This window comes from Actinomadura sp. NPDC048032 (assembly GCF_040653175.1).
GTDB classification, from domain to species: domain Bacteria; phylum Actinomycetota; class Actinomycetes; order Streptosporangiales; family Streptosporangiaceae; genus Spirillospora; species Spirillospora verrucosospora.
In genome coordinates, this window is sequence record NZ_JBEZJP010000056.1 from 1 (window position 1) to 22,820 (window position 22,820).

At 72.8% G+C, this 22,820-nt stretch carries 24 protein-coding genes, 1 tRNA gene and 1 pseudogene; 5 read left to right on the forward strand and 21 right to left on the reverse strand.

From position 1 onward, the window contains the following. The 4 genes and pseudogenes from AB0C69_RS10745 to AB0C69_RS10760 all read right to left on the reverse strand — a co-directional run. Nucleotides 1-265, reverse strand: a pseudogene (locus tag AB0C69_RS10745) (MFS transporter); the annotation flags it as partial. Nucleotides 266-344: 79 nt separating this feature from the next. Further along, nucleotides 345-1,154, reverse strand: a complete 810-nt coding sequence (locus AB0C69_RS10750; protein WP_345174554.1) for an ABC transporter ATP-binding protein — start codon at nt 1,152-1,154, stop codon at nt 345-347. Further along, nucleotides 1,154-2,200: an iron chelate uptake ABC transporter family permease subunit gene (locus AB0C69_RS10755; protein WP_360352448.1), complete on the reverse strand. Its 1,047-nt coding sequence runs from the start codon at nt 2,198-2,200 to the stop codon at nt 1,154-1,156. Before AB0C69_RS10755 ends, AB0C69_RS10750 begins: the two co-directional genes overlap by 1 nt. Next, nucleotides 2,197-3,246, reverse strand: a complete 1,050-nt coding sequence (locus tag AB0C69_RS10760) for an iron chelate uptake ABC transporter family permease subunit (RefSeq protein WP_360352450.1) — start codon at nt 3,244-3,246, stop codon at nt 2,197-2,199. The genes AB0C69_RS10755 and AB0C69_RS10760 overlap by 4 nt, the downstream gene beginning before the upstream one ends. Nucleotides 3,247-3,378: 132 nt before the next feature. On the opposite strand from AB0C69_RS10760, the gene AB0C69_RS10765 reads away from it, so the two are divergent. Further along, nucleotides 3,379-4,407: an ABC transporter substrate-binding protein gene (locus tag AB0C69_RS10765; RefSeq protein WP_360352452.1), complete on the forward strand. Its 1,029-nt coding sequence runs from the start codon at nt 3,379-3,381 to the stop codon at nt 4,405-4,407. Nucleotides 4,408-4,414: 7 nt separating this feature from the next. Beyond that, nucleotides 4,415-5,248 (forward strand): siderophore-interacting protein, encoded by an 834-nt coding sequence (locus AB0C69_RS10770; protein WP_360352454.1) that lies wholly within the window; start codon nt 4,415-4,417, stop codon nt 5,246-5,248. A gap of 6 nt (nt 5,249-5,254) precedes the next feature. On the opposite strand, the gene mnhG is transcribed toward AB0C69_RS10770, so the two are convergent. From mnhG to mbhE, 6 genes are read right to left on the reverse strand one after another with little or no spacing between them, the layout of a single operon-like run. Further along, nucleotides 5,255-5,584 carry a monovalent cation/H(+) antiporter subunit G gene (mnhG, locus tag AB0C69_RS10775; RefSeq protein WP_345174544.1) on the reverse strand — a complete coding sequence of 110 codons (330 nt, stop codon included), beginning with the start codon at nt 5,582-5,584 and terminating at the stop codon, nt 5,255-5,257. Then, complete coding sequence (locus AB0C69_RS10780; RefSeq protein WP_345174543.1) at nt 5,581-5,847, reverse strand: monovalent cation/H+ antiporter complex subunit F; 267 nt, start codon at nt 5,845-5,847, stop codon at nt 5,581-5,583. The genes mnhG and AB0C69_RS10780 overlap by 4 nt, the downstream gene beginning before the upstream one ends. Then, the gene (locus AB0C69_RS10785) at nt 5,844-6,383 is read right to left on the reverse strand and encodes a Na+/H+ antiporter subunit E (RefSeq protein ID WP_360352457.1); all 540 of its coding nucleotides are present in this window, start codon (nt 6,381-6,383) and stop codon (nt 5,844-5,846) included. Before AB0C69_RS10785 ends, AB0C69_RS10780 begins: the two co-directional genes overlap by 4 nt. Continuing rightward, nucleotides 6,380-7,903, reverse strand: a complete 1,524-nt coding sequence (locus AB0C69_RS10790) for a Na+/H+ antiporter subunit D (protein WP_360352459.1) — start codon at nt 7,901-7,903, stop codon at nt 6,380-6,382. The genes AB0C69_RS10785 and AB0C69_RS10790 overlap by 4 nt, the downstream gene beginning before the upstream one ends. After that, complete coding sequence (locus tag AB0C69_RS10795; RefSeq protein WP_345174538.1) at nt 7,900-8,316, reverse strand: Na(+)/H(+) antiporter subunit C; 417 nt, start codon at nt 8,314-8,316, stop codon at nt 7,900-7,902. The genes AB0C69_RS10790 and AB0C69_RS10795 overlap by 4 nt, the downstream gene beginning before the upstream one ends. Further along, entirely contained in the window at nt 8,313-11,108 is a 2,796-nt protein-coding gene (gene mbhE, locus AB0C69_RS10800; RefSeq protein WP_360352461.1) for a hydrogen gas-evolving membrane-bound hydrogenase subunit E, read from the reverse strand. Before mbhE ends, AB0C69_RS10795 begins: the two co-directional genes overlap by 4 nt. A gap of 217 nt (nt 11,109-11,325) precedes the next feature. On the opposite strand from mbhE, the gene AB0C69_RS10805 reads away from it, so the two are divergent. Next, nucleotides 11,326-11,979, forward strand: a complete 654-nt coding sequence (locus AB0C69_RS10805) for a hypothetical protein (protein ID WP_360352463.1) — start codon at nt 11,326-11,328, stop codon at nt 11,977-11,979. A gap of 124 nt (nt 11,980-12,103) precedes the next feature. Here AB0C69_RS10805 and AB0C69_RS10810 read toward each other — a convergent pair whose 3' ends face one another. From AB0C69_RS10810 to AB0C69_RS10820, 3 genes are all read right to left on the reverse strand, one after another. Next, nucleotides 12,104-12,304 (reverse strand): hypothetical protein, encoded by a 201-nt coding sequence (locus AB0C69_RS10810; RefSeq protein ID WP_360352465.1) that lies wholly within the window; start codon nt 12,302-12,304, stop codon nt 12,104-12,106. Nucleotides 12,305-12,397: 93 nt separating this feature from the next. After that, the gene (locus AB0C69_RS10815; protein ID WP_360352467.1) at nt 12,398-13,177 is read right to left on the reverse strand and encodes a GTPase; all 780 of its coding nucleotides are present in this window, start codon (nt 13,175-13,177) and stop codon (nt 12,398-12,400) included. Between the two features lie 283 nt (nt 13,178-13,460). Continuing rightward, entirely contained in the window at nt 13,461-13,997 is a 537-nt protein-coding gene (locus tag AB0C69_RS10820) for a helix-turn-helix domain-containing protein (protein ID WP_360352469.1), read from the reverse strand. 88 nt (nt 13,998-14,085) lie between these two features. Between AB0C69_RS10820 and AB0C69_RS10825 the strand changes: the two genes are divergently transcribed. After that, nucleotides 14,086-14,976, forward strand: coding sequence for an LLM class F420-dependent oxidoreductase (locus AB0C69_RS10825; RefSeq protein ID WP_360352471.1), 891 nt, complete (start codon nt 14,086-14,088; stop codon nt 14,974-14,976). Nucleotides 14,977-15,230: 254 nt separating this feature from the next. Here AB0C69_RS10825 and AB0C69_RS10830 read toward each other — a convergent pair. Next, nucleotides 15,231-15,303: transfer RNA gene (locus tag AB0C69_RS10830), tRNA-Asn, on the reverse strand. A 143-nt stretch (nt 15,304-15,446) separates the two neighbouring features. Here AB0C69_RS10830 and AB0C69_RS10835 point away from each other — a divergent pair. Next, nucleotides 15,447-15,710, forward strand: coding sequence for a YtxH domain-containing protein (locus AB0C69_RS10835; protein WP_179843081.1), 264 nt, complete (start codon nt 15,447-15,449; stop codon nt 15,708-15,710). On the opposite strand, the gene AB0C69_RS10840 is transcribed toward AB0C69_RS10835, so the two are convergent. The 7 genes from AB0C69_RS10840 to AB0C69_RS10870 form a co-directional block, all read right to left on the reverse strand. Further along, nucleotides 15,707-16,201, reverse strand: coding sequence for a hypothetical protein (locus tag AB0C69_RS10840; protein ID WP_345174526.1), 495 nt, complete (start codon nt 16,199-16,201; stop codon nt 15,707-15,709). The two genes, AB0C69_RS10835 and AB0C69_RS10840, sit on opposite strands and share 4 nt — an antisense overlap. 17 nt (nt 16,202-16,218) lie before the next feature. Continuing rightward, complete coding sequence (locus AB0C69_RS10845; protein WP_360352474.1) at nt 16,219-17,538, reverse strand: hypothetical protein; 1,320 nt, start codon at nt 17,536-17,538, stop codon at nt 16,219-16,221. Between the two features lie 97 nt (nt 17,539-17,635). Further along, the gene (locus tag AB0C69_RS10850; protein ID WP_360352476.1) at nt 17,636-18,472 is read right to left on the reverse strand and encodes an HAD family hydrolase; all 837 of its coding nucleotides are present in this window, start codon (nt 18,470-18,472) and stop codon (nt 17,636-17,638) included. After that, on the reverse strand, nt 18,469-19,581 hold the full coding sequence (locus tag AB0C69_RS10855) for a cysteine protease StiP family protein (protein ID WP_360352478.1): 1,113 nt from the start codon (nt 19,579-19,581) through the stop codon (nt 18,469-18,471). Before AB0C69_RS10855 ends, AB0C69_RS10850 begins: the two co-directional genes overlap by 4 nt. Continuing rightward, entirely contained in the window at nt 19,578-20,921 is a 1,344-nt protein-coding gene (locus AB0C69_RS10860) for a phosphoribosyltransferase family protein (RefSeq protein WP_360352480.1), read from the reverse strand. The genes AB0C69_RS10855 and AB0C69_RS10860 overlap by 4 nt, the downstream gene beginning before the upstream one ends. 11 nt (nt 20,922-20,932) lie before the next feature. Continuing rightward, nucleotides 20,933-22,102, reverse strand: a complete 1,170-nt coding sequence (locus AB0C69_RS10865; RefSeq protein WP_360352482.1) for an HpcH/HpaI aldolase/citrate lyase family protein — start codon at nt 22,100-22,102, stop codon at nt 20,933-20,935. A 72-nt stretch (nt 22,103-22,174) separates the two neighbouring features. Then, nucleotides 22,175-22,783, reverse strand: coding sequence for a TerD family protein (locus tag AB0C69_RS10870; protein WP_360352484.1), 609 nt, complete (start codon nt 22,781-22,783; stop codon nt 22,175-22,177). Nucleotides 22,784-22,820 lie beyond the last annotated feature (37 nt).

Here is a 22,820-nt window from a genome sequence, read left to right on the forward strand (position 1 = left end):
GCTCCAGGTACACCTTGGCGCCCTCTTCCTCCACGACCTGGTCGCCGGCCTCGGGGGCCGGGGCCACCGAGAGCAGCAGCAGGGACGCCAGGACGATCAGGTACGCGTCGATCGTCCACTGGAGGCCCGACAGCGAGCTGTGGAAGTCGCGCTGCAGCGACGGGAGCGCGACGTTCAGGATCGTGTTGTCCAGGCTGACGATGAGCAGGCTCAGGCAGCAGATGGCCAGTACCGCCAGCCGGCGCCGGGGACTGAGTTCGGGCACGCCGCCTCCAATCGTTATAGCCCTACAACCATTAGAAGGCTACAACGATTCCGGGCGTGCCCCCGCCGGGCGGCGCGCGCTAGCGCGGGGCGGCGATGCGGGCGCGGGCCGCCGGGACGACCAGCGGGGTCCCGGTCTCCGGGCAGTCGATCACCCGGCACGGCAGCCGGAAGACCTGCTCCACCAGGTCGGCGGTGACGACGGCGGACGGGTCGCCCTCCGCCGCGATCCGGCCGTCCCGCATCGCGATCATGTGCGTGGCGTAGCGGGCGGCGTGATTGAGATCATGCAGGACGGCGACGACCGTCCTGCCCTCCTCGTGCAGCCGCGCGCACAGGTCGAGCACCTCGATCTGGTGCGCGATGTCCAGGTAGGTCGTCGGCTCGTCCAGCAGCAGCAGCGGCGTCTGCTGGGCGAGCACCATGGCGATCCAGACCCGCTGCCGCTGTCCGCCCGACAGCTCGTCCACATGCCGGTCGGCGAGGTCCCCGACGCCGGTCGCGGCCATCGACTCGGCGACGACCCGCTCGTCCTCCCTGGACCACTGCCGCAGCAGGCTCTGGTGCGGATACCGGCCGCGCGAGACCAGGTCGGCGACCGTGATCCCCTCCGGCGCGATGGACGACTGCGGCAGCAGCCCGAGCGTGCGCGCGAGCTTCTTGGCGGGCCAGTCGGCGATGGGGCGGCCGTCCAGCACGACCGTCCCGGCGGAGGGCCTGAGGATCCGCGCCAGCGCGCGCAGCAGCGTCGACTTGCCGCACGCGTTCGGTCCCACGATCACCGTGAACGAGCCCTCCGGGACCGCCACGTCGAGGTCCTCGGCGATGGTGCGCTTGTCGTAGGCCAGGGTGAGCCCGGCGCCGGCGAGCCGCGCGGTCGCGTCCTTCATCACATCCGTCCCGTCTTGCGTTCGGTCACGAGGAGCCAGACCAGGTACCCGCCGCCGAGCAGCCCGGTCACCACGCCGACCGGGAGCTGGTGGCCGGGGAAGCCGCGCTGCGCCGCCCAGTCGGCGGCCGCCATCAGCGCCGCGCCCATGCACGCCGCCGGCAGCAGGTTGGGGCCCGCCGTCCGGGTGAGGCGGCGGGCGAGCTGCGGTGCGGTCAGCGCGACGAACGACACCGGCCCGGCCGCCGCCGCGGCGAGCGCCGTCAGCAGCACGGCCGCGGCCAGCAGCAGCACCCGGACCCGCTCGATGGGCACGCCGAGCCCGTGCGCCGCGTCGTCGCCCATCTCCAGCATCCGCAGCGCCCGCCCGCAGCCGGCGAGGACGAGCGGCCCGAGCACGGCGAGCGCCGCGATGACCGGCGCGGCGTCCGCCCAGTCGCGGCCGTCCAGGCTGCCGGTCAGCCACAGCACGGCGCGGGCCGCGTCGGTGATCTCCGCCTGGGTGATCAGGTAGCCGTTGACGCCGGTGAGGATCGCGGCGACGCCGATGCCGACGAGGATGAGCCGCTGCCCGTGCGCGCCGTGCCGTCCGGCCACCAGGTACACGACCAGGCCGGTGAGCAGGCCGCCGCCGGCCGCGCCGGCCGCGACCGCGACGCTGCCGGCGCCGGTCAGCACGATCACGGCGAGGACGCCGGTCGCGGCGCCCTGGCTGAAGCCGAGGATGTCGGGGCTGCCGAGGGGGTTGCGGACCAGCGACTGGAAGATCGCGCCCGCCAGCCCGAGCGCGGCGCCGATCGCGAGCCCCGCCGCCACGCGCGGCAGCCGGATCTCGTTCACGATGACCGAGTCGGCGGGCGATCCCCGGCCCGCCAGGGTCCGCACGACGTCGGCGGGGCTGATCGGGAAGTCGCCGCTGCCGATGAGGAGCACGCCCGTCCCGAGCGCGACGGCGAGGCAGAGCGCCGCGACGGCGAGAGCGCGCGGCCGGAACCGGAACGACACCGCGGGCGTCCGGACGACGGCGAAATGCGGCCCCCTGCTCATGAGCGCGGCCTCCCGGCCCGGCGGACGAAGTACAGGAAGACCGGCCCGCCGGCCACGACCATCACCACGCCGACCTGGAGTTCGGACGGGCGCACCACGACGCGCCCGAAGACGTCCGCCGCGAGCATCAGGGCGGGCGACAGGACCGCGCAGAACGGGATCAGCCGGCGCAGGTCGGGCCCGGTCAGGGCGCTGACGAGGTGCGGCACCATCAGCCCCACGAAGATGATCGGCCCGCACGCCGCCGTCGCCGCGCCGCACAGCAGGGTGACGGTGACGATCGCGGTGACCCGGACGCGTCCCGGGTCGGCGCCGAGCGCGCGGGCGGCGTCCTCGCCCATCGCCATCGCGTTCAGCGGGCGCGCCAGCAGCAGCGCGGCGACCAGCCCGACCAGGACGAACGGCGCGACGCGGACGACGGTGTAGCCCTGCGCGGAGGCGAGCGACCCGACCGTCCAGAAGCGCATCCGGTCGAGGGACGCGGTGTCGAGCAGCTGCACCGCGCTCACGTAGGAGAAGAGGGCGGCGTTCAGCGCGGAGCCCGCGAGGGCGAGCCGGGCCGGGGTGGCGGCGCGCCCGCCCCCGACCGCGTAGAGCAGCACCGCGACGGCGCCCGCTCCGGCGAACGCGAACCACACGAACCCGGTGAACGAGGTGACGCCGAGGAAGGAGATGGCCGACACGACCGCGGCGGCGGCGCCCGCGTTGATGCCGAGAAGGCCGGGGTCGGCGAGCGGGTTGCGGGTGAGCGACTGCATCACCGCGCCGGCGAGGCCGAGCGCCGTCCCCGCGAGGAGCCCGAGCAGGGTGCGCGGCAGGCGCATCTCGTGGACGAGCGTGTACGCCGCCGAATCAGCGTGGAACAGCCCGTCCCACACCTGTCCGGGCGGCAGCGGCTTCGCTCCGACGCCGAGGCTCAGCACGACGGCGGCGAGGAGGAGCAGCAGCGCGCCGACGAGTCCGGCGGCCCATCGCGCGCCCTGCGGTCGCCGGGCTGCCGCCGGCTCCGCGGGCGGTGTGACCGGCGGCGACTTCGTCGTCAACACGTGGGGGGCTCCGGGGGACGGCCGGGGACCACGTGACGGTCCCCACTCTGGACAAGATCTTAGGTTAGGTTAACCTAAGCTCCCATCGGCCGACCATCCGGCCATGCAACTTGATTTGGGAGAACGTCGGAGATGTCGAACATCGGGGCACAGCACCTCACCCGCCGCGGCCTGCTCGGCGCGGGCGGCGCCCTCGCCCTCGGGGCGCTCATCAGCGCGTGCGGAGGCGGTGACGACGCGAGCGGCACGGCCTCGCCGGGCAGCGGCGCCTGGACGTTCACCGACGACCGCGGCACCCGCGTGCGGCTCAAGGCGCGCCCGCAGCGCGTCGTCGGCTACGTCGGCACCGCCGCCGCCCTCTACGACTTCGGTGTGGACCGCCAGATCGTCGGCGTGTTCGGCCCGACGAAGCTCAAGGACGGCAGGCCCGACCCCCAGGCCGGGAACCTGCCCGTCGACCGCCTGGAGATCATCGGCAACGCCTACGGCGAGTTCAACATCGAGAAGTACGCGGCGCTGCGCCCCGAGCTCCTCGTCGACAACATGTTCGTGCCGGGCGACCTGTTCTACGTCCCGGCCGAGAGCAAGGACAAGATCTTCGCGCTGGCGGACTCGGTCGCCATCTCCACCGGCGCCGTCGCGCTGCCGAAGCCGATCGAGCGCACCGCCGCCCTCGCCGCCGCGCTCGGCGCCGACCCGAAGTCGGCGAAGGTGACCGCCGCCAAGGCCAGGTTCGACAGGGCCGCCGAGGCGCTGCGCGCGGCGGCCAAGGCGAAGCCGGGGCTGAAGGTGCTGGCGGCGTCCGCGAGCCCCGACCTCTTCTACGCCTCCAGCCCGGGGAAGAACACCGACCTCATCTACTTCAAGGAGCTCGGCGTCGACCTGATCGTCCCGGAGAAGCCGGGCAAGGACGGCTACTTCGAGGAGCTGAGCTGGGAGAACGCCGACAAGTACACGGCGGACGTCATCATGCTCGACTCCCGCACGCAGGCGCTCCAGCCCAAGGACCTCGGGTCGAAACCGTCGTGGAAGGACCTGCCCGCCGTGAAGGCGAACCAGGTCATCGCGTGGCAGCCCGAGCCCCGCTTCTCCTACGAGGGCTGCGCGCCGATCCTCGAAGCGCTCGCCGCGTCCCTCCGGTCGGCGAAGAAGACGGGCTGAGGCCGCGATGCCGAAGACCCCGGCGCACCCGTACGCCTTCTTCGACCTGCACGTGCTGCGGTCCGAGCGGCTCGGCCCGTCCATGGCTCGCATCACCTTCGGCGGCGCGTCCGTGGACGGCTTCGTCACCGGCGGGCGCGACCAGCGGTTCAAGATCTTCCTTCCGCACCCCCACCAGGACGCCCCCGTGATGCCGCGCGGCAGCGGCGGCGACACGTGGTTCGCCGACTGGCGGGCGCTCGACCCGGCCGTGCGCGGCATCATGCGGTCCTACACCGTCCGCGACAAGCGCCCCGGCGAGCTGGACGTCGACTTCGCGCTGCACATGGACGGCGCGTCCGGCCCGGCGGCCCGCTGGGCCGCAGGGGCGGGCCCCGGCGACCGCGTCACCGTCCTCGGCCCGACCGGCCCCGACAACGGCGGCTACGACTTCCGGCCGCCGCCCGGCGCCCCCGTCGTCATGGCGGGCGACCTGACCGCGCTGCCCGCCATCGCCGGCAACCTCGCCTGGCTGCCCGCCGGGACGCCCGCGCAGGTCTGGATCGACGTCCCGGATCCCGGCGACCGGCAGGACCTGCCGACCGCCTCCGAGGCGCGGATCTCCTGGGTCACCCCCGGCGGCCTGCTCGACGCCGTGCGCGCGGCGGCGGTCCCGGACGGCGCCTACGCGTGGATCGCGGGCGAGTCCGCCGTGGTCAAGGCGCTGCGGCGGCACCTGGTGAACGAGCGCGGCCTGGACCGCCGCGCCGTCACCTTCACCGGTTACTGGCGGCGCGGCGCCACCGAGGAGGACCTGCTCGCCGAGGTCGTCGCGGGCGGCAGCCCCGCCACCGAGGAGTGAGCGCGGTCAGGGCTCGCGGCCCGTCTCGTCGATGGTGAGGACGGACCGGTCGAGGACGCCGGCGCGGTAGGCGGCGGCGCCGATCGTCTGGGCCGCGACGGGCGCGGTGATCAGCTGGAAGACCGCGACCAGCAGCAGCGGGGCGGCGGCCGCGACGGAGCCCGCCTGGGGCGCGGCGCCCGCGAGGACGAGCACGAGCCCGATCGTCTGCGGCTTGGTCGCGGCGTGCAGCCGGGTGAGCAGGTCGGGGAACCGCAGCACGCCGAGCGCGCCCACCGCGCAGAACGCGGCGCCCGCGGGAAGCAGGACGGCGGTGACGACGTCGCCGGCGGTCACCGGCCCTCCTCCCGCCGCGCCGCGAGGCGGGCGGCGGTGACCGACCCGACGAACCCGAGCAGCACGACGGCCACCAGGATCGTCGACAGCGCGGGCTCGCCCCGGACGGCCGAGTGCACCGCGATGCCGCTGACCAGCAGGACCGCCAGGACGTCCACGGCCATGATCCGGTCGAAGGAGGTCGGGCCGCGGACGAGCCGCGCGGCCGTCATCAGGATCGCCGCGCCCAGCAGGGTCATGGTGACGGTGTAGACGACGGTCATCCCTGTTCCTCTCTCTTCGCTGTGTCCTCGGGGGTCACGAGGGCCCGCATCAGCCTGCGCTCCGTGCGCAGCACGCCGTCGCGCGCGGCGTCGGCCTCCCGGCGGTCCCGGACCGGCATGCCGTGGATGCGCAGGATCGACCGCTCCCAGTCGAGATCGACGAGCAGGGTGCCGGGACGCAGCGAGATGCTCGTCGTGACCACGAGCAGGACGAGCTCCGAACGCGTCCGGGCGCTCACCTCGATGACGGCGCCCCTGACCCGGCGCGGTGCGCGCAGCGCGTGCCAGCCGATGACCACGCTCGACGCGAACAGGTCCCACGCGAGTTCCGCGGCGGCCTCGGCGAGGCGCAGCGGCCGGATCCTGTTGACGAGCGGGACGGCCGGCAGCCGGCTCACCGCGTAGGCGATGACCACGGCGACGACGCCGCCCGCGACGACGAGGGCGTCGACCCGCCCCCACAGCAGCACCCAGACCGCGAGCAGCCACGCCGCCATGCCCAGCCGGGCCCCGATCCTGCGGAGCGTCCTCCTCACGGCGTCCTCCCGTCCAGCACGGCCCGCCGGTAGGCCGACGGATCCACCAGGTCGGCCGCGGCCCGCGCGCTCCACGCCGACAGCGGCCCGGCGAACAGGGCGATGAGCAGGCCCCCGGCGACCATCGCGGCGGTCACGGCCTGCATGACCCGCACCCCGCCCCGCGTGTAGGGCTCGGCGGCCGGCGGCTCGCCCGCCTCCTCCGGGCGGGGGCGCCAGAACCCGAGCACCCAGATCCGCGCCATCGCCATGAGCGTGAGCAGGCTCGCGAGCACCGCGACGCCCGTGACGGCGTACGCCAGCGGACGCCCCGACCCGAGCCCCGCCTGGAACAGCGCGAGCTTCGCGACGAAACCGGACGTCGGCGGCACCCCGCTCACGCTCATCGCGGGGATGAAGAACAGCACCGCGATGAGGGCCGACAGCCGGGCGAGGCCACCGAGCCGGTGCAGCGACGTCTCCCCCGTGCGGGCCTGGATGAGGTCGCTGACGAGGAACAGCGTCGCCTGCACGACGATGTGGTGGACGAGGTAGAGGATCGCCCCGGTGAGCCCGGCGACGCTGAACAGCGCCAGGCCGAAGAGCATGTAGCCGATGTGGCCGACGAGGGTGAACGAGAACACCCGGTGGATGTCCTCGTTCGCCAGCGCGCCGAGGGTGCCCACGACCATCGTCCCGGCGGCGAGGACGAGCATCACCCACGACCCGTGCTCGCGGGGGAACACCAGCGTCTCGACGCGGATGAGCGCGTACACCGCGGCCTTGGTCAGCAGCGCGGCGAACACGGCGGTGACCTTGGTGAGGGCGGCCGGGTAGGCGTCGGGCAGCCACAGGTGCATCGGCACGATCGCGCCCTTGATGCCGAACACCACGAGGAACAGCAGCCCGAGCGCCGTGCGGGTGCCCGCCGGGAGCGCCGGGACGCGCTCGGACAGGTCGGCGAGGTTCACCGTCCCGGCCGCCGCGTAGGTCAGGCCGAGCGCGGTGAGGAACATGATCGAGGACGTGAGGCTGACGACCGTGTAGGTCATGCCCGCCCGGAGGCGCTCGGCCGTCGGCTGGAGGGTCATCAGCACGTAGCTCGACGCGAGCATCACCTCGAACGCGACGAACAGGTTGAACAGGTCACCGGCGAGGAACACCAGGCCGACGCCGCCGGTCAGCGCCAGGTACGCGGGATGGAACACCCCCGGCTCGCTCCGGCGCTCCAGCGCGCCCGCGCCCTCCGCCACCGCGTGCAGCATGATCGCCAGCAGCACGGTGCCGGCCACCACGAGCAGCAGCGCCGACAGCCGGTCGGCGACGAGCGTGATCCCGAGCGGGGCGGCCCATCCCCCGACCTGGACGGCGACGACGCCGTCCCGGGCCACGGCGACCAGCACCGCCACGGAGGCCGCCACGGCCCCCGCCCCGACGAGCGGCGCGAGCACCCGCAGCCAGGACCGGCGGCGACGGCTGATCATCGCGAGCGCCGCGCCCAGCAGCGGCAGCGCGAACGGCAGGGGGAGCAGGACGTTCACTCGTCCTCCTCCAGCGGGTCGTGCCGCTCCGGCGGGGCGTCCCACGACGCGCGGCGGCGCTCGGCGCAGATCCGGCGGTCCTCGACGTCGTCCTGCACCTCGTCCTCGCCGAGCAGCCGCCGGCTCCGGTAGGCCAGCGCCAGCAGGAACGCCGTGACGCCGAACGTGATCACGATGGCGGTGAGCGCCATGGCCTGCGGCAGCGGGTCGGCCATCGCCCCCTCCCGCTTCCCGCCGAGCAGCGGCGGCGCGCCCGCGGCCCCGCCCGCCAGCAGCAGGACGAGGTTGGCCCCGTGCCCGAGCAGCATGAACCCGACCACGACGCGGATCAGGGACCGCTGCATCAGCAGGTCGAACCCGGCCGCGAACAGCACGGCGACGGTCAGCACGAGGACGAGCGCGGGCCCGGTCACGCCTCCTCCTCGTCCGGTTCGTCCTCCAGGCTCGCCCCGAGCGTGGTGAGGATCGTCAGCACCAGCCCGAGGACCACCAGGTACACGCCGATGTCGAAGAACAGGCTGGTCGGCACCTCGACCTCGCCGAGGACGGGCGGTGACGCGTGCCAGACCTCGCCCTGGAGGAACTCGCCGTGCGGGAAACCGCCCGCCGTCCAGCCGGCCGCGCCCGTGGCGACCGCGAGCCCGAGGCCGCCGCCGATCAGGACGCTCGGCCGCACCGGCAGCGCGGTCGCCAACTCCCGCCGGCCGCCCGGAAGGTAGCGCAGCACGAACGCCATGCCCGCCACCAGCCCGCCCACGAACCCGCCTCCCGGGGAGCCGTGCCCCGCGACGAGGAGGTAGAGGGAGAACACCAGGATCGTCGGGCCGAGGAGCCGCGCCGCCGCCTCCAGCACCACCGAGGATCCGCCCAGCGGCGGCCGCCCCGGCGTCGCCAGCCAGCGGCTCCCCGCCTCCCCCGGGCCGCGCTCGCCGCCGGACGGGCTCGGCAGCCGCCGCCCGCTGGTCACCAGCCCGACGACGCCCATCGCCGCGACGCCCAGCACCGCGATCTCGCCGAGCGTGTCGAGCGCCCGCATCTCGACGAGGATCGCGTTCACGACGTTCTTGGCCCCCGTCTCGCTCGCGAGCCGGGCGTATCCGGGCCCGACCGGGCGGGTGTCCCGGCTCAGCGCCGCCACCACCAGGAACAGCGCGACGAATCCGCCCAGGGACACGCTGACCGCCCCGGCGACCGCCCTGGCCGACCCCGTGCGGCGCCTCGGCGGATACCGGACGGGCAGCCGCCGCAGCACCAGCACCAGCATGATCAGCGAGAGGGTCTCCACGACGAAGAGCGTCAGCGCGAGATCGGGACCGCCCTGCACCACGAACAGCCCGCCGACCCCGTAGCCCGTCCCGGCGAGCAGCAGCGCGGCCGTCAGCCTCCGGCGGGCCCGCAGCGCAGCGAGCGCGCAGCCGATCACGACCACGGCGAGGACGACCTGCGCCGGGTCGTCCCACGCCCGCAGCCGGTCCCACGGAACGTCCGGCCCCGTCCCCCGGACCAGAGCCGCCACCAGCGCCGAGCCGGGCACCACCAGCGCCATCGCCCCGATCACCCCGAGGTAGAAGGGCAGCGAACCGATCTGCACGCGCGCGGTGACCCCGTGCGCCCCGGCGAGGATCCCCTCCACCGTCCCGTCGTAGCCGCGCTGCGCGTCCAGGAACCGCCACCGCGGCCGCCTGACGGGGAACGTCCGTCCGAAGAGGACGAACACCGCGGCACCCGCCACGAGCGCGGCAACGGAAAGCCACAGCGCCGATCCGGGCCCGTGCCACAGGGCGAGCTCGTACTCGCCGTCCCCGGGCAGCGTGTCCGCGTAGGGCCCGGCGAGCTTCTGCATCGCGCCAGGAGCAACGCCCAGGGCGAACCCGGCCACAGCGAGGACCACGACGGGCCCGACCAGACCCCAGTGCCCTCCAGGCGTGACCTCGGCCCGCCCGCCGAACGCACCGAACAGGAACCGCAAGCCGTAGGCCACGGTCAGCGCAGATCCCGCCACGACCCCGATGAGGACGGCGATGTCCACGCCGCCGTGAGCGAAAGCCTCCAGAGCAGCCTCTTTGGCCACGAAGCCGAGGAAGGGCGGCAGCCCGATCATCGACGCCGTGGCCGCCGTCGCCGCGACCGCCAGCACCGGCAGCCGCCGCCAGGCGCCCGAGAGCCGATCGGCGCGCCGCGTCCCCGTCTCGTGCTCGACCGTCCCGACCGTGAGGAACAGCGGCGCCTTGAACAGGCCGTGGGCCAGCAGCAGTGCCGTGCCCGCCAGCGCGGCCGTCCGCGTCCCGTCCCCCAGCAGGACCATCAGCAGACCGAGCTGGCTCACCGTCCCGTAGGCGAGCAGCCGCTTCAGGTCATGCTGCCGCAGCGCGAGGACCCCGCCCGTCAGCAGGCTCAGCAGCCCGACCCCGACCACCAGCGGACGCCACACCCCGGCGCCGGCGAACGCGGGCGTCAGCCGCGCCACCAGGTAGACGCCGGCCTTCACCATGGCCGCGGCGTGCAGGTAGGCGCTGACCGGAGTGGGCGCCACCATCGCGGCGGGCAGCCACGCGTGCAACGGCACCTGCGCCGACTTGGCGAACGCCCCGAGCAGTACCAGCACCAGCCCGGCCGTCGCCAGGGAACCGCTCGGCGGATCGGCGGCCATCGCCGAGATCCGGTACGTCCCGGCGGTCTGTCCGAGCAGCACGAACCCGGCGAGCATGACCAGCCCGAACGCGGTGGTCGTCAGCAGCGCCTGCGCGGCCGCCCGCCGGTCCTCCGCCCGCTCCGGCCGGGTCGCGCCGATGAGCACGAACGAACTGACCGTGGTGAGCTCCCAGAACACGTACAGGACGAGCAGGTTGTCGGCCAGCACCAGGCCCGTCATCGCCCCGGCGAACGCGACCAGCGTCCCGATCATCAGCCTCTCGGGACGGTCGAAGTACCAGCCCGCGTAGCACAGGACGACGGCCCCCACTCCGCCGATCAGCAGCAGCATCACGATGGACAGCGCGTCCAGGCGGAAGTCGAACACCAGCCCGAGCTCCGGCGCCCAGTCCAGCCTCGCCGTGAGCGTGCCCCTCCCGACCTGCGCCGCGGCCCACCCGGCCGTCACCGCCGGCAGCACCGCCGCGGCGCACGCCATCACACGCCGGCGACGCCCGAGCGCCCAGGGCACGGCGACCGCGACGACGGCATAAGCGAGAACCAGCGCGAGCATGCCGCCGCAGCCCCCCTCCGCATGGCACGTCGCCTCCCACTTACCCGATCATCACCCCCGAAACGACCATCCCGCCGTATGGGAGGACCGCGGGGCGCCCCGACGGCACGGACCAGGGAACGCCCGAACCCCCGACGGTCTGCCGAGGGATCCGATTCGTGGGGATAATGCGTGGGACCTCTCACGCTGCGGCCCCTCAGGAAGATCGGCTGGCGACATGACCGACTTCGTGTTCTACCGCCTTCTCGATATCGATCCGCCTCTGCGCAAGCAGTGGCTGCTGGACAACCAGCCATCGAACATCAGCCCGTTCTACTGGTGGCTGAGCCTGGTCGAGGCAGGGGTGCGGGACGTGCGCTGGCAGCGCGCGGGATGGCCGCTCCAGAGACCGGCCGCCGATGCGGAACTCGCCGCCTCGCTCATCGAGTGGGCACTGGAACAGGGGTTCCCGCTGGCGCACGCCGTCGAGGACCTCGTCTGGCTGTCGATGGCGGCCCAGGAGGCCGGCGACGAGATCGCGGATCTGCCGGAGGTCCTCCGGCCGGACGGCATCGCCCGGCGGGTCCTCGGCGGTTTCACGATGAGCCGCCAGGAGGCGGTCGACCGCGCCGCGCATCTCCGCTCGATCCCGCTGACCGAGGACGACTTCGCCCGCCCCGGCGAGGACATCGGCGCCATGTTGCGGGCCCTGGCCCAAACCGACGAGTACCGCGACACGCATCGGCTCATCGACATGCAGCGAGCACTGACCGGCCTCGCACCCATCGTCGACCTCATCGCGGACACCGGACTGGCGGCGGAGGTACGCGCCTGGCTCGGTGTCGTGCCCGACCTGGACTCCTGCGGACCCGACCTGTCCGCCCCGCCGTGACACGTCCGGTTCTCCGTCGTCGCCTGGAGAACCGCCATGCCAGGCTGCGAGATCACAGCCTGGCATGAGCGCCGCAACCGGGACGTCCGCCCGGGGCGTCGGGAGACGGTGGTGGAGTGCCCCGTCACCTCCGGTTGTTCCACCAGTCCAGCAGCTCTTTGGCCACCTTCACGATGTCCGCGACCGACATCGCGATGTCCTTGAGCAGCTTGATCCTCCTGGCCCATTCCTCGAGCGAGGACCGCGTGCGCGCGATCTCCAGCTGCTCGCTCGCGCTGTAGCGATCCAGCTCATTGCGGATCATGTTCTCTTCGGAGCCCGCCATTGTTCACCCCTTGCAACTCCGTCAGCGACGGATCTCCATCGGAGAGCCTCCGCCACCACCGCACCAGAGAAAAACCGCCGAAGTCTCGCCCCGTCACTCACCGCGGAGGAACTTCAGCAGCCCCGCCCCCTTCCTGGAAGTTCCGACCCCGTCCGCACCCCTCATGACCTTTCCCCGGTACTTCTCCGGAACCCAGTCCCCCGCGGTGAACGCCTTGACGCCCGAGAATATCCAGGCGCGCTCGTCGGGAACCTTTTCCAGAAGAGCCGAGAAGAGCGGCTGGAGGTTGTACCGCCTGCCGGCGGAGACGGGCACGAACTCGACGGGCGCCCCGATCGTCCGCGAGAAACGGCCCGCCCTGTCGCGACAGATCTCCCGCATGTTCTTCAGCTGCTCGCCGGAAGGGAGGTTCACCTCGGCGTTCCAGTCGAGGGGGTCGATCAGGTCGACCTGGCTGAGACCGAAGACGATGCGGTCGTTCACCCCGAGGAGTTCCGCGATGTACTGCTGCTCCAGGGCGATCGCCCGGTTCCGGGCGGCGCTGAGCCAGAGCACGACGTCGCACTTCGGAAGCTCGCTCCGGTACATCTCCAGGTAGCCGGGGTCCTGCTCGACGCTCTCCCCGAGCCCCGGCGCGTCGACGACCCTCAGTTTCGTCCGGTGGCCGTCGACGATCCCGCCCCGCACGGTGATGCTGACGTCCTGGCTCTCGAATTCCCTCGTACAGGCCACGGTGGGGCTCGTCGGCAGCTCGGTATTGCACAGGGTGTTCACCAGAGTGGATTTCCCGACCCCGGAAACACCGACCACGCCGATTGTCAGCGGCTTCTGCCGGAGCTCCTCCTGGAGTTCCGCGAGAACCTTCCGCCGCATTTCTTGATCTTCTTTACTCCCCATAGCCACCCGCACCCCGCAAGCCACTTGACCGAGGGACTCATAGAAGCCTGCGAAACACGCTACTCGCGCGAAGCCCGCGCGCACCCGGCGGACGACGTCCGCCTCCGGCCATGAGATCCACCGACCCGAGCGGGCGATACGGGGAAAACACCGCCAGAGTTTTCACGGGGAAATGAGATCGAATTGGCGCCCAACTGCCGACCGGCCGCACCCCGCCTGACATATCAGATCATTCGGAGCACCGTGCAAACCCGGTCCGTCATCGGCCCGACGCCTTCGCCCGGAGCCCGTCCAGCATCACGCGGGTGACGGCGTCGTCCTCCCGGGCTCCAGGACGGCAGACGGCGGTGCTGAGGATCTCGACGGCCTCCACCGGGCTGATGTCATCGCGCATCGCGCCTTCCTCCTGCACCTCTCGCATGAGCCCCCGGAGGAGGCCGTCGACCTCGTCCTGCAGGGCAAGCCGCTCCTCCGGCGGCGAATCACCGTCCGCGACGGCCTTCACGAGCGCGAACGGCTGACCGGCGCAGAAGGCGACGACCCGGGTCAGCGCCTCCCAGCGCGGAAGCTCCTGCCCGCGAAGCCGCCGGATCTCCGCCCCCAGGCACCGGAGCGAACTGGTCGCGATCTCCTCGACCAGTGCTCGCCGGTCGGGGAAATGCCGGTAGAGGGTCCCCACGCCGAGGCCCGCCGCCCGCGCGATCTCCTCCATGCTGACGCCGGGCCCCCGCTCGGCGAACAGGTCGAGGGCACAGGAGACGATCCGCTCGCGGTTGCGCTTGGCGTCGGCCCGCATCGTCCTCCTCCCGAGGTAACCGGAACAGAGGATTCAGGTTATCCTGCACAACCAGAACCGGAAGATCCGATTCACCTTGGAGCGGCTCATGCGCATCGGACTGTTCACCATCGCCGGACTGGCCCCCCTGGACGACCTGGTGAAGCAGGTACGCCTGGCCCGGGACACCGGGCTCGACAGCGTCTTCTTCGGGCACGCGGGCTCCTGGGACGCGCTCATGACCGCCGCGCTCGCCGGACGCGAGGTCCCCGGCATCGAGGTGGGCACGGCGATCGTCCCGACCTACCCGCGCCACCCCCTCGCGCTGGCCAGCCAGGCGCTCACCGCACAGGCCATGACGGGCGGTCGCTTCACTCTCGGCATCGGCCCGAGCCACCCGCAGGTCATCGAGGGATCGCACGGCATCGCCTACGAACGCCCGGCGCGACACGTCCGCGAGTACCTGTCGGCCCTGCGCCCTCTGCTGCGCGGCGAGGAAGTCGACTACCGCGGCGAGACGCTGACCGCGGTAGGCACACTGGACGCACCCGGCGTGACCCCGCCGCCCGTGCTGGTGTCAGCCCTTGGTCCGGCCATGCTGCGCATCGCGGGCGAACTGGCCGACGGCACCGTGACGACGTGGGTGGGCGCCGACGCGATCGCCGACCACATCGTCCCGTCCATCACCAAGGCCGCCGAAGCCGCAGGACGCCCCGCGCCACGCGTACTGGCGGGCACCATAGTGGCCCTCACCGATGACCCGGACGCCGTCCGCCGCGACCTGGCCGACCAGCTGGGCGCCGTGTCGGACTTCCCCGCCTACCGCGCGGTCCTCGACCGTCAGGGCCTGTCCGGCGTCCACGAGACGGTCATCGCCGGAGACGAGAGAACGATCACCCGCGAACTGCGCCGCTTCGCCGAAGCAGGCGTCACCGACCTCCTCATCAGCCCCCGCGGCGAACCAGCGGACCTCCTGGCCCTGGCCGCCTCCCTACGCTGACCACACCCCACCGAATCCGAGGTGGAATGGCGCCCGGCCTGGGTATCTCCGAGAGGGAAGGAAAAACTATCGGTGGCCTCGAACACGCCCTGAAGCCGCAACCAGCGGCCTACCCGAACAGAATCAGAGACCGCAACCGGGAGCCGGGGAGCGAAGCTCCCCACCGGGGGGTTCCGGGGGGTCGCCCCCCGGGCTGGCACAGCGGGCCCCGGCGAAGCCGACCAAAGGTCGGCGAGCAGGCGAAGCCGCCTCGGCTCCCGCGATTGGACTCGAACCAATAACCTGCCGGTTAACAGCCGGCTGCTCTGCCGATTGAGCTACGCGGGATCGTGCGTCCGCCGGTGCCTGGCGGCCCCTGGCGGCGGGTCTAGGTTAGCGCATGTCCGGGGCTGTTCGCGCACGCGCGGGGATTGAGGCGGCGAGGGCGGGTATAGGGGGTGTCACGATTCCGCCGTCAGTAGGAGTTGGACATGAAGGCTCGCACGATGTTCATGGCAGGCGCCGCGGTCGGCTACGTCTTCGGGACGAAGGCCGGACGCGAGCGGTACGAGCAGATCAAGCAGCTCTCCAAGCAGGTGTCGGAGAACCCGAACGTGCAGGAGGCGGCCGGGAAGATCCGGTCGAAGGGTGAGACGTTCGCCGGGGCCGCGCGGGACAAGGCGGGGCACCTGAAGGACCGGGTGCCCGAGCAGGTCACGGGCGGCCGCAAGGAGGAGCAGCCGTACCCCGGCTAGAGGCCGGTCTGACGGCGCAGGTCTTCGAGGACCTGTTCGGCCTGGGCCCGCAGGCCCGGGTCGGACGGGTCCAGCCCGGCGTCGAAGACGAACGTCCAGCGCACATCGCCGCCGGCTGCGGGGCGCCGGCCGGCGATGCGCACCTTCCCGCCTCCGGGGAGGGTCGCGTGGTGGGTGACGGCGATGGTGGCGGTGACGCGCTCCCGGACGGTCTCGGGCACCGAGCCGGGGTCGGTGAGGCGGACGTGGTGCTCGGCGCCGCCGGAGGTCTCCTTGACGTGCAGCCAGCCGTCCTTCCAGGTGGCGTGGTCGACGCGCTCCCAGGGGATGCGGGTGAAGCCGCCCGAGGGGGTCGGCACGTGCAGGGCGAGGAGGGTGGCGGTGACGTACGAGCCGCCGCGGGTGGGGGCCGCCGCGAGGACGCGTTCACCGCGTTCCAGCGCGAGTTCGTCGCGGACCGCGGCGGGCAGGGGACCCCGGTTCAGGCGCATGCCCCCACGGTAGGCGATCAGGCCGCCTGGGGGGCGCGGCGGGCCCCGAGGAGGTCCAGGACGAGGGCCGCCGACCAGGCGAAGTCGTGGCTGCCGCGGCCGGTGCCGTCGAACGGGTCGAAGAACTCGCGGAAGCCGGACTGGCGGACGAGCCGCATGGTGGAGCCGTAGAGCAGGTCGGCGACGACGGGCAGGTCGTGGCCGAGGGCGCCGTACCAGACGAGCCAGTTGGTGCTGATCCAGGTGGGGCCGCGCCAGTAGCCGGCGCGGTCGAAGGCGGGCGCCTGGATGTCGCAGGTGGGGATGGGGTAGCCGGCGGCGCCGGCGAAGCGGGCCGACAGCAGCAGGTCGACGAGGTTGCGGACGATCGGGGCCGGGAGTTCGGGGTCCAGGAGGGGGCCGAAGGAGCCGGCGGTGATGACGGGGAGCAGGCGGTCGTCGCGCAGGTCGCGGGCGCGGAAGCAGCCGGTGTCGGCGTCCCAGAGGCGGTGCAGGACGGCCTCGTGGACGCGCTCGGCGCGTTCGCGGTGCGGGACGGGGTCGGCGCCGATGATCTCGGCGATGGCGGCGAGGGCGTGCGTGGAGGCCAGGTAGACGGCGTTGACGAGGGGGTCCTCGACCGCGAACGGGTGCGCGTCGCGGAGGTAGCCGGGCCGGTAGGCGGCCTCCCGCATCAGCGCGACGAGCCGCACGTAGCGGTCGTAGTCCTCGCCGGTCGGCAGGCCGTGGGAGCGCAGGCCGGGGGCGTAGGAGGACGGGGGCAGCGGGAGCGCGCCGAGGGGGCGGTCCCAGGCGGGGCTGTTGTCGAGGCCCGACTCCCAGGGGTGGCAGATGGCGATGAGGCCGCTGGAGTCCAGGTCGCGGCAGCGGGCCAGGTAGCGGTGCTGGGCGGTCAGCATCGGGTACAGGCGGGCCAGGAACGCCCGGCTGCTCTCCCCGTCGACGGCGCACTCGTGCAGGCGCAGGGCGCTGAGGGCGTGCAGCGGCGGCTGGGTGAGGGCGGAGGTGTGCACGCCCCGCGGGGCGTCGGGCTGCCGGTCGCTGCGCCACAGTTCGGGGCCGGGGAAGAAGGCGCGCCGGTCGAGCCGCGTGTTGAACACGATGTGGGGCAGCATCCCGTCCGCCCACTGGCCCCGGAACAGGGAGATCAGCTCGGCTTCGGCGCGGTCGCGGCGGTGGCGGGCCAGGCCCATGCTGATGAAGGCCGAGTCCCAGCTCCACTGGTGCGGGTAGAGGCCGGGCGAGGCGGCGGTGGCGTTGCCCGTCCAGTTCGCGTCGAGGACCCGGGCCGCGGCCTTCCACAGCGCGGTCTCGTCGCCGGTGAGACGGGAGCTCATGTGGTCCAGGTGACCTCCTCCTGGGCGAGAGAAGGGTGCACCCTTGATTGTGGCCCTAGATCGCCGTCACGGCGACCCCTGGGGCGGCGACGGTTGTCTACCGGCCGGGAGGTCGGCCTGTGAACATCTGCGGCGCCGCGGCCCGGGCCAGGAGCCAGTGCGCGATCTCCTCGCCGGCGGCGACGCCCCGCGCTGCGGTGACGGCGGTGGCGGGGGCCGTCCAGCCGGTTTCGTGCAGTTCCCCGTGGGCGGGGCGGATCGACAGGTCGGCGGCCTCCAGCAGCTCGGCGTCCAGGAGCGCGTCGCCGGCGGCGAGCATGATGGAGGCGCCGGCGCGGCGGGCGACCTCCTCGGCGGCGGCGGCCTTGGTCAGGCCCGCGGGCAGGCAGTAGACCTTGCGGCCCTGGAGGGACGTCCGCCAGCCGCGTTCGGCGCACCATCCGGCGAGGTCCTCGACCCAGCCGGACGGCAGCGCGGCCTTGTCCACGACCGTGTAGGCGAACAGGTCGGACGCGGTGCGCCGCTTGAGGACGAAGTCGCCGCCGTTGGTCGCGAGGCGCCGCTGGACGTCCGCGAGCGGGGCGCATCCGTCGGCGATCCGGGTCCGGACGGACGCCGCCCAATCCGGGTCGTCCTCGCCGTCCACCAGGATGTGGCCGCCGTTCGCGCAGATGGCGTACGGGGGCGGCTTCTCCAGGAGGTGGACGCGCCGGTACTGCTCGGAGGTGCGCGTCGTCGTCGGGACGAACGTGGAGGCCGTCGCGAGTGCCTCCAGGGTGCGCGCGGTCGTCTCGGTCATGTAGGAGAGCGGCGCGCCCTGGTAGAACTCCACGCACAGTAGGCGCGGCATGGTCTCGTCTGGGCCCTCCAAGGCGAAGGCCGCGGTCGAGTAGATGAGCGTGCGGTCCAGGTCGGAGCACACCAGGACGGTCACTGCACGGCCCCCTTGCCGAACCGGGGATGGATGAAACCCATGCACGCGTAGGGGAACCGTCCGGGCTCGACCTCATGGACGGGCACGCCGCGTTCGCGGGCGAGCAGCCTGATGTGGGTGACTTCCGGCCCGGCGTCGGCCCGTACGAGCACCTTCCACGGGACGCGGCGCAGCAGCACTCGCGTGGTCTCGCCGATCCCCGGTTTGACGAGGTTCAGGTCGTCGATGCCCTCCGCCTCGGCGCTGCGCCGGACGGCCTCCCATCCCGACCAGTCGGGAGCGCGGTCGGCGGCGCGGAGCTCCGGCAGGTCCTTCGCGACGCGTTCGGCCACGTGCCCGAAGCGCGCGCAGACCGCGTCGAGGAAGAAGCGCGACACGTCGTCGCCGGCCAGTTCGGCGTAGAACTTCGCGCCGTGGAAGTCGCCGGGCCCGATGAGGGAGTCGTTCAGGACCGTCCGGCTCACCAGGCCCGACACGGTCGAGTTGAGGCAGGCGGACGGGATCAGGAAGTCGTCCCGGGTGCCGTACAGGGACGTGCAGCGGCCCGGGTCCGCCAGGACGGCGAGATCGGAGGGGAACGGGTGCTCCGCCAGGGCGGCGGTCAGTTCCTTGGTGATGGCGCCCTTGCCCGTCCAGCCGTCCACGAACATCACGGACGCCGGGTCGTGGTGCTCGGCGAGATACCGCAGCGCGACCGTGTCGATGCCCCGGCCGCGGACGATGCTGACCGCGTAGTGAGGGACGTCCAGGCCGTGCGCGTACCGGGCCCAGCGGCGCATCAGGATGCCGACGGGCGTCCCGGCCCGCGCCAGCGACACCAGGACGGCGTCCGGGCCGCGCTCGGCGAGGATCATCTCGGTGACCAGCCCGGTGGCGTAGGCGAGCCGCTCGGCGGACGCCTCCAGCGCGTCGTGGAACAGGCGCCGATACTCCGGGCCCGGCTGGTACTCGACCGGAAGCGACTCGGCGTAGTGCGCCCGTCCCGACTGGATCGCCGCCTCACGTTCCTCGGTGGGCGCTTCGAGCCGTGCGCGGGACAGGTCTTTGAGCAGCCAGGCGACGTCTTCCCTGGGGTAGCTGCCGAACTCGGGCCCGTAAAGCGGCTTCACGACGCTCTCCTGTAGGACGGGACGGTGGCGACCGTCACGGGGGCTAGCGCGCGAAGCCGTTCCAGCAGGCCGTTGGCGAGCGCCGGGGTGTCGCCGACGTCGTCCACCACGAACACGATCCTGTCGAAGCGGCGTTGACCGGCCCCAGGGGCGACGTTGTAGGCGTACCGCTCCCCCGGCCCGTCGGCGGGGTCGTCATGGGAGGGGAACACCAGGCGGGTCCTGATGGCGTAACCGGGGTCATCGACGGCCAGGACAGGGGAACGCGTCGTCGTGGAGTAGCGGACGTCCACGTCCGGCCGGGCATCGGCGAGCGCCTCCGCGAGGCGCAGCGGCGCGTACATCAGCTCCTCGAATCCAAGGACGAGGACACGGGAGGCTTCTTCGCCGAGGTTGCCCCAGAGGACGTCGCCCATCCGGGCCAGTTCCTTCTCCAGCCGCGTCCGGTGCTCGGGCAGGAAACCGTGGCGTCCGCCGTCCGGCAGTGCGGCAGGCCATTCCAGCCCGACCCGGGAGACTCCGAACGCCGATCCCCCCTCAGGAATGTAGGGCGGTGACGATATCCCGGCGACGAGTGCCTTCCCCGCCTCAAGGACGCCCTCCGGAAGCCCGACCCGTCCCTCGGCCAGAGCCACCGCGTCTATGCGGGCACCCAGCCGGACGGCGAGATCGTCCATCCGGGCCCGGTCGTCGGGGGCTCGCAAGTCGACCAGGGCCGCCAGTACGTAGTGGCTCCTAGGACGGACGGCATGCAGGGCCTCGATGGTGTTCAGCACCGTCCGGCCCGTCGAGAGCTCGTCGTCCACCAGAACCATCGGTACGTCGCGATCGAGCGGGGCGGTGTCGGCGGGGAGCAGCAGATGGCTCGTGGCGTGGCTGTGCTCTTCTTCGAATCCGCCGTAGGTGGCGAACCCCTCGACGGGACGCCGTGTGGAGTGCAGGTAGTACGCGCTACCCAGAGCGTCCGCCACCGAATGCCCCAGGGCCGTGGCGGTCTCGGCGTAACCCAGCACGATCGCGTCCACAGGGTTCTGGGGCGTGCGCACGAGGTCACGTAGCCCGGCGGCGGCGTTCGGCTCGCCCCGCAGCCCGTCCAGGAGGAGCGAACCAGGGCGGGACGGCTCGCCGCCCCGCAGGCGCGCGCGCACAAGCTCGCCCAGCAGCAGCCCCGACCCGTACACCAGGCGCGGATCGGTCGGCACGTGCTTGCCCAGCACCGCGGACACCAGCAGATGCGCGCGCTTCGGATTGCGGCGCACGGCGAGCCCCACGAGCGACGAGAGCCCGGCACCCGCCGGCCGCGCGCCGTCCACGAGGCGGACGCCCAGACGCGAACCCACCCAGGAACCCGTCACCGGCTGTCCGCCGCTTCGAGAAGCTCGACGAACGTGACGCCTTCCGCGGCCACCCCGAACACCTGGGCGCGCAGCATCAGCCGCTGCGCCCACGCGCGGTGCGGCTTGGCCTCGTTCATCTTGTTCGCGTACGAGCTGGCCATCGCGCCGCCCCCGGTGACGCCCAGGATGTCGGCCGCGTCGCTGTACTCCTCGTGCGTCACCACCGACAGGGCGTGGACGGCGGCCACATGGCTCGGATGGATGACGGTCTTGCCGGTGAGCCCGTTGGCCTTGTCCAGGTGCACCTCACGGATCAGCCCGTCCAGATCGGAGGTGATGAGCCGCTGCCGCAGCGGGGCGGCGCTCTGCCGTTCGAAGGGCGACTGCCGCAGCTGCGGCTTGAACATCCGCTCCCCCTGCGAGAAGTACTCCCACACGGGGCCGGTCACCACGTGGCCGGTGCCGTCGGCGCGGCCGAGGATATTGACCACGTCGCAGATCACGCCCGCGACGGGCCGGATGTCGTAGATCGTCAGGTCGGGCGGGCGCCGCAGCCCGTACGCGGCGGACATGTCGGTCGCCCCCAGCCGGACGGCGAGGATCCGGGACCGGTGCTTGGCGAGGAGCCGCGCCACGTCGTGCAGCATCTCCGCGCGCGTCTCGGCGTAGACGGCCTCCGGGCTCTCGATCACCGGCATGGCGAGCAGCCGGCGCCCGGAGCGGTCGGCCGCGTCCTCCAGCGCGTCCAGGAACGCTCCACCGCCGGACGCGGTGAACTTCGGCAGGACGAACCCGGTGACGAGCTCCGCCGCGTCGCCGAGCCGGCCGACCAGGTCGCCGATCTGCCGGGGGTCGCGGACGCGGACGAACAGCAGGGGGCCCTCCGTGCCGTCCGGCGCGGAGCGGGCGTGCAGAGCCCGCAGGTGCGCCACGAGGTTGGCCTCCCCGGCCTCGACCTCGTCGTCGGCGATCGCGTCCTCCAGGCACACCACCATGCTCATCACGCCGCGCCCCGCCGCGCGCTCGACGTCGGCGGCGAGGGCCGGGCGCGTGGCCGGGCAGTACAGGGTCGCGCCGAGCGCGACCGCCAGCACGTCCGGATCGTCGTGCCGGCCGAACGGGCGCGGGTGCCGGTAGAACAGGTGCTTGCGACGCGCGGCGTCAATATGGTCGAAATGCCGCATTTACCCCTCGTCAGACGGTGCTCTCGACGGGGGGCGAGGGGGGCCGCCCCCGGGCGGACGGGCCGCGCCGGATCACTGGTGTCCGGAGCACAGATGCCCGAGGCACAGGTGGGTCGCCACGGCCGGGAGCAGCTGCTGGAACGTGCGGCCGGTGGCGGTCGCCCCGATCGCCGTCATCGACCAGCCCTGCCCGTCCCGCGACACCTTGGCCATGATCTGCGCGTTGTGCTGCCCGGCGCCGCTCAGCTCGTAGCGCGCGATCTCCTCGCCGGTGCTCTCGTCCACCAGCCGGCAGAACGCGCCCGCGATCTGGGAGAAGTCCTGGCCGGTGAACGAGTTCACCGTGAACACCAGCTGGGCGACGCCCGCCGGAACGCTCTGCAGGTCGACGTTGATGACCTCGTCGTCTCCCTCGCCCTCGCCGGTGAGGTTGTCGCCGGTGTGCTGGACGGAGCCGTCCTTGCTGCGCAGCTGCCGGAACCACACCTGGTCGGCCAGGTCGCCGGACGCGTCGAACAGCAGGCACGAGGCGTCCAGGTCGATGGACTGCGCCTTGCCCTTGCCGAACAGCCCCTTCTTGACCACGGCGTCCCAGCCGAGGCCCATCTTGACCCTCGTCAGGGTGCCGCCGCCCGGCTTGGCCAGCGAGACCTTCTGCCCCTTCTGCAGCGATATGGACATCGTTCGGCTCCTCCAGTGATCGATGTGTGTCGCGGGG